General features: G+C 69.1%; 11 protein-coding genes. All 11 read right to left on the bottom strand.

Annotated features, from left to right (window positions below; all coding sequences use genetic code 11):
* Nucleotides 1–5 precede the first annotated feature (5 nt).
* Nucleotides 6–1,082, bottom strand: coding sequence for a serpin family protein (locus tag BKN51_RS02710; RefSeq protein ID WP_101606102.1), 1,077 nt, complete (start codon nucleotides 1,080–1,082; stop codon nucleotides 6–8).
* Nucleotides 1,083–1,635: 553 nt separating this feature from the next.
* Nucleotides 1,636–2,907, bottom strand: coding sequence for a deoxyguanosinetriphosphate triphosphohydrolase (locus tag BKN51_RS02705; protein ID WP_101606101.1), 1,272 nt, complete (start codon nucleotides 2,905–2,907; stop codon nucleotides 1,636–1,638).
* Nucleotides 2,908–2,947: 40 nt separating this feature from the next.
* A complete protein-coding gene (locus BKN51_RS02700) occupies nucleotides 2,948–3,601 on the bottom strand; it encodes a YdcF family protein (RefSeq protein ID WP_101606100.1) in 654 nt (217 codons plus the stop codon).
* Between the two features lie 32 nt (nucleotides 3,602–3,633).
* A complete protein-coding gene (locus BKN51_RS02695; RefSeq protein WP_101606099.1) occupies nucleotides 3,634–4,239 on the bottom strand; it encodes a response regulator transcription factor in 606 nt (201 codons plus the stop codon).
* Nucleotides 4,236–5,432, bottom strand: coding sequence for a sensor histidine kinase (locus BKN51_RS02690; RefSeq protein WP_101606098.1), 1,197 nt, complete (start codon nucleotides 5,430–5,432; stop codon nucleotides 4,236–4,238). The genes BKN51_RS02695 and BKN51_RS02690 overlap by 4 nt, the downstream gene beginning before the upstream one ends.
* Before the next feature lie 15 nt (nucleotides 5,433–5,447).
* Complete coding sequence (locus BKN51_RS02685; protein ID WP_101606097.1) at nucleotides 5,448–6,176, bottom strand: ABC transporter permease; 729 nt, start codon at nucleotides 6,174–6,176, stop codon at nucleotides 5,448–5,450.
* Nucleotides 6,173–7,105, bottom strand: coding sequence for an ABC transporter ATP-binding protein (locus tag BKN51_RS02680; RefSeq protein ID WP_168214245.1), 933 nt, complete (start codon nucleotides 7,103–7,105; stop codon nucleotides 6,173–6,175). The genes BKN51_RS02685 and BKN51_RS02680 overlap by 4 nt, the downstream gene beginning before the upstream one ends.
* Before the next feature lie 410 nt (nucleotides 7,106–7,515).
* Nucleotides 7,516–8,904 (bottom strand): glycine--tRNA ligase, encoded by a 1,389-nt coding sequence (locus BKN51_RS02675; protein ID WP_101606096.1) that lies wholly within the window; start codon nucleotides 8,902–8,904, stop codon nucleotides 7,516–7,518.
* A gap of 92 nt (nucleotides 8,905–8,996) precedes the next feature.
* Nucleotides 8,997–9,659, bottom strand: coding sequence for a class F sortase (locus BKN51_RS02670; RefSeq protein ID WP_101606095.1), 663 nt, complete (start codon nucleotides 9,657–9,659; stop codon nucleotides 8,997–8,999).
* 87 nt (nucleotides 9,660–9,746) lie between these two features.
* Nucleotides 9,747–10,382, bottom strand: coding sequence for a class F sortase (locus BKN51_RS02665; RefSeq protein WP_101606094.1), 636 nt, complete (start codon nucleotides 10,380–10,382; stop codon nucleotides 9,747–9,749).
* A 7-nt stretch (nucleotides 10,383–10,389) separates the two neighbouring features.
* Nucleotides 10,390–11,460 carry a hypothetical protein gene (locus tag BKN51_RS02660; protein ID WP_101606093.1) on the bottom strand — a complete coding sequence of 357 codons (1,071 nt, stop codon included), beginning with the start codon at nucleotides 11,458–11,460 and terminating at the stop codon, nucleotides 10,390–10,392.
* Between the last annotated feature and the right edge of the window lie 24 nt (nucleotides 11,461–11,484).

Below are 11,484 nucleotides of genomic sequence, written 5' to 3'. Positions count from 1 at the left end.
CATCCTCACGGCTCGACTACGCGGGCGAGAAAGTAGATCACACCCGTCGAGGCATGCCTCACGAGCAGAAGGAAGGGACGATCGACGGCGACCTCGAGAGGTTCGTCGACCATGATCGACGTCAGCCGCATCAGCACCGCCGTCGCGGCGGCGCCTTCGAGGCCCTGTTCGTCGATGCGGAGCACGGACTGGTGGACGACCTCCGACACTTCGAGCCGGTCGTCGTCGGCGAGCCCGGTGAGATCGGCGCGGGCGGTGAACATCGTCCGGACGCCGAGTTCCTGCAGTTTCGCCGTCAGCGGGCTGTCGACGTCGAGGTCGAGTTTCGGCAATGACAGGGCGAGCGTCTTGGACCGCGTGTTCTCCAGCAGCCGCGCCAGCTTGCCCGCGTCGAGTTCGGCGTCGTCGAGATCGCCGTCCGGCAGCAGGATGGTCGCCTCCACCCCGCCCTCGGCGCCGAGGCGGACGACCTGCCAGCCGTCCTCGTGGGTGTGGTCGAGCTGTTTTTCGAGCCACATCGTCGGCACCGTACGGGTACCGGACGGCGCGTGGAAGTCCGCGGGCGCGGTGTTGTCACGCGAGAACGGATTGGTCCAAGCGGTTTTGAGATACAGCGCGTTGACGATCGCGGCGACGGTGTCCGGCGCGACGGTCCCCGGCTTCAGCAGTTCGGGGATCAGCTCGCGGGTGGCCTCGGCGACGTCGGCGTTGATCAGCCGCCGCGCGGCTTCCGGATCGTCGCCGAACGGGGCGCTCGCCACCTTGCCGCCCGGCCAGGCGGCCAGTTCGGCACGGAAAGAGTCCTCGATCGGGAGCCCGTCCCAGGCCCAGAGCGTGTTCGCGACCGCGAGTTCGGGGCCGTCGTCGAGCAGCGACGAAGCCTTGCCCAGCAGGTCGGCGAGCTCGTCCGGGTCGCCGAGCAGCGCGATCAGTTCTTCTCTGGTCTTCCCCTTGGCGGCCTGCGTCACCAGGCCGAGCGCGCTCGCGATCGAGTACGGCGAGAAGCACGCGTTCTCCGCGCGGCTCGCCAATACCCGATAGAGGTCCAGACCAAACCGGAGGTGGCTTTCGACAGCGCCCATGCCGCAGACCGTACCGTGCACGGGCCTGTCCGTCTCCTGTCCGAAAGTTCCGTTCAGGTGGCTCGGGTGGTCGTGAGTGACGATTCGGGCTAGTGAGGGGCAGGGCGAACGTGTCTTGGCCGTGGACGCGTCGCGAAAGTCGCGTTCGCAACGGTCAAGGTTGCGAAAGTGCCGTTCTCAACGCCTGTCCCGTGGCTTCCCTCTGTACCGACACCTCACCACCACACCGATGTCGCGAAAGTGGCTTTCGCGGACGTCCGATGTCCCGAAAGTGGCTTTCGCGACACCCTGACCACCACACAGGCAACCGATCACCCGGCTGTCGTGACCGGACCGCCCACGAACACGACACGTTTGCCCTTCTCGTCAATAGTGAGGGGTAGGGCAAAGGTGACGTCGTGTCCGAACCCAAGGTGAGCGAAGGCGTAACTCGCGTGATCGGGAACGGATCTCGCGTGCTCGGACAGCGAACTCCGTGAACGTCACCCGATCACGCGAGATCCGCCCCCCAAGAGAACCCGAAACCCCACTCACGACCACCCAGACCCACGACTCAGCCGTGGCGGCCCGTGTGCCAGGCGTGCCACGCGTAGGCCTGCGCGTCGGTGAGCGACGCCACCTGGTCGACGACCACGCGCAGGCGGGCCGCGTCGTCCGCGGCGGCCTCCCACGCGGGCAGGAACAGGCCGTCCAGCGCGTCCGGGGCGCGGCGGCACAGCGCGTCGACCAGTTCGGCGAGCGTCTGGCGCTGGCCGTCCTGCATCGCGAGGCGCCGCCTGTCGCTCATCACGTACCTCAGCGCGAGCGCCTTGAACAACGCGACCTCGGCCGCGACCTGCTCCGGGATGACCAGTTGCGCGGCATAGCGGCGCAACGGCCCCTCGCCGTGCACCTTGCGCGTCGCGCCGACGACCGCCGTCGCGAACCGGCCGACCAGTTCGCTCGTCAGCCGCTTCAGCGCGACCTGTGCCTTCAGTGATCCGTCGAGGCCCGGTTCGGTGAGCGCCGCGACCACGGGCAGGTCGAGCAGCTCCTTCGCCGCACCCTCCAAAGTGGACTGCGACTGGTGCGAGAACCGGCGCGCCGCCTCGGCCACCGCCGCGCGTTCCTCGGCGTCGGCCAGTACCCGCAACGAAATCCGGCCCGCCAGCACGCCGTCCTCGACGTCGTGCACGGAGTACGCGACGTCGTCGGACCAGTCCATGATCTGCGCTTCCAGACAGGTCCGGCGGTCCGGCGCGTTCTCGCGGACCCAGGCGAAGACCTCGGCGTCGTCGGTGTAGACGCCGTACTTCGGATTGCCCTCTTCACGCTGCCACGGGTACTTCGTCGACGCGTCGAGGCAGGCGCGGGTGAGGTTCAGCCCGCCGACGGCCCCGCCTTCGAGCAGGACCTTGGGCTCCAGCCTGGTCAGGATCCGCAACGTCTGCGCGTTGCCTTCGAAGCCGCCGCACGGCTGCGAGACCTCGTTCAGCGCGCGCTCGCCGTTGTGCCCGAACGGCGGGTGCCCGATGTCGTGCGCGAGCCCGGCGGTGTCCACCAGATCCGGGTCCGCGCCCAGCTCGTCCGCGATCCCCCTGCCGATCTGCGCGACCTCCAGCGAATGCGTCAGCCGGGTGCGCGGTACCCCGCTGACCTCGGCACCTTCACCCGGGCCGACCACCTGGGTCTTGCCTGCCAGCCGCCGCAGGGCCGCCGAGTGCAGCACCCGCGCGCGATCACGGGCGAAGGCGCTCCGCCCGTCTTCGGCGCCCTCCAGCGCCGCGCCCTTGGGCCGCTCGGGCAGCAGGCGCGCCCTGTCGGCCTCGGTGTAGGTGTCACTCACCCGTCCAGCTTATGCGTGATCACCGACACTTATCGCCGCGTCAGACCTCGCCGGTACCGAACAGAGTGTCCGCCGGGGACTTCGTGAGCCGATAATAAAGCAGCGCGCCCGTCTCGCGGACGATGTAGCGCGCCTGCGTCTCGCGGGTCTGCACCACCGGGCCGCGATGGGTGGGCGAGGTCCACGTCTCCAGGCCGACGTCGTCGGCCATGATCCGGGCACGGAAGGAGTGCCACGGGTCGCTGACCAGCACCGCGGTCTTCCAGCCCCGTTTCTGCACCTGCTCGGCGACGGCGCGCAGGCTGCGCAGGGTGTCGCTGCCCTCACCGACCGGCAGTGTCGCGGAGACGGGCACGCCACGTTTGCGCAGCCACTGCGCGCCGGCCTGTGCCTCGGTGTAGTTGTCGTCGGCCTTCTTGCCGCCCGCGGTGACGATCGTCTTGGCGACGCCCTGGTCGTACAGCGTCTTCGCCTTGGCCAGCCGGGACTCGAAGATCCCCGACGGCCTGCCGTTGTACTGGGCCGCGCCGAGCACCACGATGACGTCGGCCTGATCGCGCACGTCCTCCCGCGCGACCTGCCAGACCCGGAACGCGGTCCCGCCGATGACCGCGACGACGATCAGCAGGAACCCCGCCACGGTCCGGCGCACCCAGTTCGCGCGAGTGGGCTTGGTCCGTTCGGCGGTACTCACGGGGGTGATTCTCGCAGAGCGGCGAGACGATCTCAGAGCCAGCCGTGCTCTTCCGCGAGCCGCACCGCCTCGGCCCTCGTCCTCGCCCCGGTCTTGCCCATCGCGGCCGAAAGATGGTTGCGCACGGTGCCTTCGGAAAGGTGCAGCGCCCGGGCGATGTCGGCCACCGTGCTGCCGTCCCCGGCCGCTTTGAGGACGTCGCGCTCGCGTCCGGTGAGCGGGCTCGCGCCGGTGGCGAGCGACTCGGCGGCGAGCGCCGGATCGACCACCTTGAGTCCACTGTGGACCCTTCGGACGGCGTCGACGAGCTGCTCCGGCGGGGCGTCCTTGACCACGAATCCCGCGGCGCCCGCCGCCATCGCCCGCGCGAGATAGCCGGGTCTGCCGAAGGTGGTGCAGATGATGATCCGGCACGACGGCAGCGCGCCGTGCAGCTCGGAGGCGGCTTCGAGGCCGTCCTTTCCCGGCATCTGGACGTCGAGCAGCGCGACGTCCGGCGTCGTTTCCTTCGCCTTGGCGAGCACTTCGTCCCCCGAGCCGATCTGCGCGACCACCTCGATGTCGGATTCGAGACCGAGGACGGTGGCCAGTGCCCCTCGCACCATGGCCTGGTCGTCGGCGAGCAGGACCCGGATCACGCGCAGCCTCCAGCGGGTTCGGTGAGCGGCGCACGCGCACCGCTCCGCACGGCGGATTCCGGTACCTCCGCGCGGACGAGCCATCCTCCCGCAGAAGGCGCCGTCGCGGTCAAGGTCCCACCGACCGCGGCCAGCCTTTCGGTGAGCCCGCGCAGGCCGTTCCCCGCCGTCACCTCGCCGCCGTCGCCGTCGTCCTCGACTTCCAGCCAGGTCTTGCCGAAGCGGACCTTCACCCGCTTCGCCCCGGAATGCCGGAGCACGTTGGTGACCGCCTCCCGCAGCACGTAGCCGAAGGTCCGCTGCAGGGCGGGATCGACGTTGTCCACCGCGTGCGGCAGATCCGCGTCGATCTCGGCGGCCCTCAGCGCCGCCCGCGCCCCGGCGATCTCCGCCGACAGCGACACCTCGCGATATTCGGAGACCGTGGCGCGGATGTCCGAGAGGGCGCTGCGGGTCAGGCTCTCGACCTCGCTGATCTCCTGCAGCGCGCGGCTGTCGTCCTTGCCGCTCTCCAGGATCCGGCGGGCGAGCCCGGCCTTGACCGTGATGGTGGTGAGGCTGTGGCCGAGGATGTCGTGCAGGTCCCTGGCCAGGCGCTCCCGTTCGCCCGCCACCGCGAGCGTCGCGATCTCCCGGTTCGCCGCCTCCAGCTTCCGCACCGCGCGGACCAGGTTCGCCATGAAGAACATCGCCGCCGTGATCGAGGTGACCGCCACCAGATCGCCGAAGTCGTCCTTCCCGATGGCCAGGTGCACGCCCAGCACCACCAGGAGGGCGCCACCGTCCAGGATCACCGCCCACGCCGGAGGCAAGGTGAAGGACAGCACCGCCGTCGCGTAGATCAGGATGTACGGGTTGTTGTCGTGCAGGAAGACCAGGACCAGGCCGATGAGCAGCATCAGCACCGAGAAGGTGTAGGTCGTCTTCCGCAGGGAAGGCCGCAGGCTGAGCGGGAACAGCACGTAGCAGGCGCCGTACACGACCAGGAGAGCGATGATCACCAGCTCTTTCCCCGTCGCCCCGTCGGTGAACAGCTCGACCGCGGCCGGGACGAAACTCGGCAGGATGAAGGCGATGCCGAGGATCGCCCACCGCCCCGGCCGGGGCCCCCTCCCGGTCCTCGGCGGCATGTCCGACCACCAGTTCTCACGGCTGTTCAAGCCCGTCGTAACCCTGCCCGGGTAGTCGCTCACCGGTTCACCCTTTTCTCAGACCCGCGCACTGTCCTTACGGTAACGCCTGATCACCAGCGCCCCGAGGACCAAGGTCCACGCCGCCAGCACACCGAGCGCCGCCGTGAAGCTCACCGTGAGATGGTCGGTGACGACCGGGCGGACCAGCTGGATCAGCCAGTACGTGGGCGTCGCCTGGGCGAGGTCGGCCATCCACGACGGCATCCCGTCGATCGGGATCCACATGCCGCCGAGGAAACCCATGCCCATCATCACGATCATGTTCATCGGCTGCATCGACTCCGGCGTGCCGAACTGGCCCAGCAGCAGCCCGAGCAGCACCAGCGGGATCGCGCCGAGCCAGATGCCCAGCACCAGCCGCAGCCAGCCCGCGGCGTCGAGGTGGACACCCTGGACCAGGACGCCGACCAGCGGAACGAGGAGCAAGGACGGAAGCGCGACGAGCATCGCCGACAGCGCCTTGCCGCCGAGGTAGCCGGTGCCGGTCAGCGGGGTCAGCCGCAGCTGACGCTGCCAGCCCGTGGACCGCTCGATGGCCAGTTTCGCACCGCTCGTCATCGCGGCGGAGAAGGTGCCGAAGGCCATCATGTTGACCATGATCACCCCGGAGATGTTCACGTCGGCGGAGCCGAAAACGTTGGCCTGCAACAGGAACATCAGCACCGGGAAGGCGACGGCGAAGAGCACGAACCGCGTCGAACGGAAGGTGCGGACGATCTCGGTCTTGAGAAAGGTCGGGTTCATCGGACGGGTTCCTCGGTCTTGTCGGTCGAGTCGGTCGTCAGGGAAAGGAAGGCGCCTTCGAGGCCGATGGCGCTGATCTCGATGTCGTGCGCCTCGGGCACGCGGGTCAGCAGCGCCCGCAGCGTCGCGTCGGAATCGGAAGTCGAGATGGCGGCGCGGCCACCGCGGAGCTCGAAACCGGTGACCGCGGGCAGCCCCGCGATCACCGGCTCCGCCGCCGCGGGCACCACCGCGCGGACCGTGCGTCCCCCTGCCAGCGCACGGACCTGCGCGACCGAACCGTCCGCGACGATCCGTCCCGACCGCATCAGCACGACACGGTCGGCGAACTCTTCGGCCTCTTCGAGATAGTGGGTCGCGAACAGCACCGTGCGACCGGAGTTCGTGTACTCGTACATGGACTTCCAGAACTCGCGGCGCGTGCCGACGTCCATCGCGGCGGTCGGCTCGTCGAGGATCAGCAGGTCGGGATCGCTGACCAGCGCGACCGCGAACCGCACGCGCTGCTTCTGCCCACCGGAAAGCCTGGTGGACCGCCGGTTCGCGATGTCCTCGATCCCGGCACGGCGCAACGCCTCGCGCACGGGCATCGGCTTGCGGTGCAACGCGGCGACCATGCCGACGGTCTCGGCGACCGTCAGATCCTCGACGAGCGCGCCGCCCTGCAGCATCGCGCCGATCATCCCGTCGCCGACCGCGTCACCCGGCTCGCGCCCGAAGACGGACACGGTGCCGCTGTCGGGCACGGTGAGGCCCAGGATCATGTCGACCGTGGTGGACTTGCCCGCGCCGTTGGGGCCGAGGAGCGCGACCACCTCGCCCGGCGCGATCGTGAGGTCCACGCCGTCGACGGCATGGACGTCGCCATAGTGCTTACGCAGGCCGGAAAGCCGTACCGCCGCCCCCGCGGTGATGTCTTGTTCTCGCATGCCTAGAGCTTGTCGCGCTCAGGCGTCTCGTCCGTGGGCCGCGCGTCACGACCTGGGGGTGACAGTTGTCAGGGGTGGCGCGCCGTGTGCGCCGTCCAGGGACGCTAGGTGTGGCGGCAGTGGGGTGGGAGGAACGCGACCTTCACTCCTTTCCCGAGTACGTGAAGGCCTCCTTCACTACCTTCAGAGTAGGGAAGGAGGCCTTCACGGAGTCGGCAATCGCCACGTCCGCCCCAGGTGCTTCAGCAGCCACAGAGGCGGCGTGTGAAGGACCCCTTCCCTCGGCTCAGCCGAGGAAACGCGACCTTCACTCCTTTCAGTACGTGAAGGACCCCTTCCTTGCGTTAGGCGCAAGGAAGGGGTCCTTTACGTACTTCAGGCGACCAAGGGTGCCGGAGCGGAGTGGGCCGTCAGCAGCCGATCAGCCGGGCCGCCAGGTACGACTCGAGCTTGTCGATCGCGACCCGCTCCTGCGCCATGGTGTCGCGCTCCCGCACGGTCACCGCGAGGTCGTCGAGCGTGTCGAAGTCGACGGTGACGCAGAACGGCGTCCCGATCTCTTCCTGGCGCCGGTAGCGCTTGCCGATCGAGCCGGCGTCGTCGAAGTCGGCGTTCCAGTGCTTGCGCAGCATCGCCGCGACGTCGCGCGCCTTGGGCGTGAGATCGGCGTTGCGGGACAACGGAAGCACGGCGACCTTGAACGGCGCGAGCCGGTAGTCCAGCTTCAGCACGGCGCGCTTGTCGACGCCGCCCTTGGCGTTGGGGACCTCGTCCTCGTGGTACGCGTCGACCAGGAACGCCATCATCGAACGGCCGACACCGGCCGCGGGTTCGATGACGAACGGGCGGAACCGCTGCTTCGAAGCCTGGTCGAAGAACGACAGGTCGACGCCGGAGTGGTTCGAGTGCGTCGTCAGGTCGTAGTCGGTGCGGTTCGCGATGCCCTCGAGCTCGCCCCACTCCTGGCCCGCGTTGAACGCGAACCGGTACTCGATGTCGACGGTGCGCTTCGAGTAGTGGGAGAGCTTTTCCTTCGGGTGCTCGTAAAGGCGCAGGTTCTCCGGCTTGATGCCGAGGTCCTTGTACCAGTCGGTGCGCGCGTCGATCCAGTACTGGTGCCAGGTCTCGTCCTCACCCGGCTCGACGAAGAACTCCATCTCCATCTGCTCGAACTCACGCGTGCGGAAGATGAAGTTGCCCGGGGTGATCTCGTTCCGGAACGACTTGCCGATCTGGCCGATGCCGAACGGCGGCTTCTTCCGTGCGGTGGTCTGCACGTTGAGGAAGTTGATGAAGATGCCCTGCGCGGTCTCCGGACGGAGGTAGTGCACGCCCTCCTCGGACTCGACCGGGCCGAGGTAGGTCTTCAGCATCATGTTGAAGTCACGCGGCGCGGTGTATTCGCCCCGGTTGCCGCAGTTCGGGCACGGGACCTCGGACAGGTCGTCCTCGGTCACCTCCTTGCCCGTACGCGCGGAGAAGTCCTCCGCCAGCTGGTCGGCGCGGAAACGCTTGTGACAGGAGAGACATTCGATCAGCGGGTCGGTGAAGACGTCGAGGTGACCCGACGCGCTCCAGACCTGGCGGGGCAGGATCACCGAGGAGTCGAGGCCGACGACGTCGTCCCGGCTCTGCACGACGGTCTTCCACCACTGGCGCTTGATGTTGTCCTTGAGTTCGACCCCGAGCGGACCGTAGTCCCACGCCGACTTGGTACCGCCGTAGATCTCTCCACACGGGAAAACGAAGCCTCGACGCTTACACAGGCTGACGACGGTCTCAATGGTGTTCGCGGGCACTCCACGCTCCGAAGCATGCGGGGACGGTTAGGACTTGGAACGACAAGACTAACCGCAGGACCCCGCACGACCTCCGGCGAGGTTGGAACGGCTCAGGGCCGGCTGACCAACGAGGCGGTGACGATGCGGTTGTCCTCGTAGCCGTCGGTCCCGCCGACGTACTCGCCACCGCACGTGACCAGCACCAGCCGGTGCGGACCGTCCGGCCCGAACAGCTTCTCCGACTGCTCGGCCAGCTTCGTCTTGTGCACGGTGACGATCTCGCCGATCTTGTAGACCCACTTGCCGCCGTCGGTGTCGACGACGTTGACCTCCTGCCCGGTCTTGAGCCGCCACAGTTCGTCGAACGGGCCCTTCTTGCCCTTCCAGTTCACGTGCCCGGAAAGCAGGGACGCGCCCTGGTCGGCGCCCAGTTTCGAGCCCCACCAGGTGGCTTCGTCGAGACCCTCGGGGATGGGGAGGGTCCCGTCGGAAGTCAGTTCCTTGCGGATCAGTTTCGCCGTGCCGCCACCGGGCAGTTTGACCGTTCCGGGTGCCTGGCCCGTGTCCGCGGCGACCTCGGCCGTCTGCACCGCCGACGTGTTCGCCGCGTCCTGGGCCGCCGCGACGACCGGCTCACTCCTTCCGGTGAACACGAGCACCGCAATCACGGCCGCCACCACGAAAACCGCGGCGCCGGCGAGGATCCATCGCAGGCCGGGGCGTTTCTTCGGCTGCTCTCCGCCCGCCGCGCCGTCGTCGAACTGTCCCACCATCGGGTATTACTCCTTGCTCGCGTCAAGCCGCCGGAGCGGCCGGTGTCGCTAGACACGCGACGCGAGCCGACGCGGGTTGCATCGACTTCAGGCGGGCGGCCCGGAAACGGGGGTCGCGACGATGACCCGGTTGTCCCGGTAGCCGTCGGTCCCGCCGAGGTAGTCACCGCCGCAGGTGACCAGCACCAGCCGGTGCGGCCCGCCCTGGGCGAAGAGTTTCGCCGCCTGCGCGGGCAGATCGTTCTTGTGCACCGTGACGACCTCGCGCACGCGATAGACCCAGACCCCGCCCGCCGCGTCGCTGACGGCCACTTCCTGGCCTTCCCGCATCCGCCACAGCTCGTCGAACGGGCCTTTGGCGCCGCTCCAGTTGACGTGCCCGGAGATCAGCGCCGTACCGGCTTCGGCGCCGAGCCGGGCGCCCCACCACGCCGCGTCGCCGAGACCGCGCGGGATCGGGAGGACGCCGTCGGCGTTGACCTCGGAGCGGACGAGCTTCGCCGAGCCGCCTTCGGGCAGGCGGATGGTGCCGGGCCGCTGCCCGCGTTTCGAGGTGTCGGCGGGCAGTACCAAGGGAGCGCCGTCCTCCCCCGGCATGACCGCGGGTTCCGCGACCGGGACCGGGACCGCCGACTCCGGCGGGATCCAGGTCAGCACGACGACGCCCGCGGAAATGGCGAGCGCGGAGACGACGGCGGAGAGTCCCGCCAACCAGGTCCGCACGGGACCGCTACTTCTCCCGCGCCGGGACGGGCTTGCGACGGCGGTGCAGCAGCATGGCCGCGGCGCCGATCAGGATGCCGCCGCCCAGCAGCCCGAGCCCGACCACGGTCCGCGTCGAGCCGTCGGCCTGCGGCGGGATACCGCCTGCGGGCACCGTCCCCGGCACCGCGGGCTGTTCGGGGGCCGCGCCCGGCCCGGTGCCACCGGCGGGCTTCGCCACGAAGTTCTTCGGGATCGCGCAGCTCACGCCGCCGAGGACGATCGTCGTGCGGGCCTCGCGCAGGTCCTTGTTCGCCGCGTCGCGCACGTGCGTGACGATGTCCAGCTTCCAGCCCGCCACCGCGGTCACGTCGCCGTCGCGCCAGCCGCTCTGCCGGATGAGCTGGTCGAAGGCGGTCACCCGGGACACGGTCAGGTCGGAGGTCGTCTTGTCCTTGCTGAGGTTCTCGTTCTTGACGAACGACGGCGGCCCGAGCTTGAGTCCCTTGACGTCGACACCCGAAGCCCCGGACGGCCTGAGCGCGCCGGTCTCGTCCCGCACCCAGATCTTGCCCACGCTGGTCGAGGACGTCGTTTTGCCCGGCGCGGCGCAGTTGACCGCGCTCTTCGCGCCTTCGAGCACCAGCACCGTGTTGTCGGCGGGCTTCGTGCCGCCGTGCCCGTTGTCGATCAGCGCGTAGTTGCTCTCCACGCTCGCGGTCGGGACGGTGGTCTGCTGCAGGGCGGCGAGAACGTTGTGGTCACGGCTGGCGATCCCGGCCGGGTACGGGCTCTGCGCGCCGTAGCGGCCCAGGTTGATGTCCCATTTGTCGCCGAAGGTGTTCCGCTCGCCGTCGTCACGGGGGACGACGGTGCGGTCCGGGGAGAGTTTCGACTGTCCGGGCGACAGCGGCGAGCGCTGGGTCTCGGTGATCAGCGATCCCGGGTTCCCGATGCGCACCGACGCCACGTTCGCGAACGACACGGGGCCGGTCTTCTCATCCACGGCCTGCGTCGTCTGTGCCGAGGCCGGCCCCGGAACCGACGCCAAGGCGACGGCCGCCGTCGCGGCGGCCAGCTTCGTCACGAAACGAGTCATGTCTCCCCACTGCCTCCCTCTGAC

It is taken from the genome of Amycolatopsis sp. BJA-103, from assembly GCF_002849735.1.
Taxonomy (GTDB): Bacteria; Actinomycetota; Actinomycetes; order Mycobacteriales; family Pseudonocardiaceae; genus Amycolatopsis.
The sequence above is the reverse complement of the archived record's forward strand: the minus strand, read 5'-3'. Positions and strand labels throughout refer to the sequence as shown.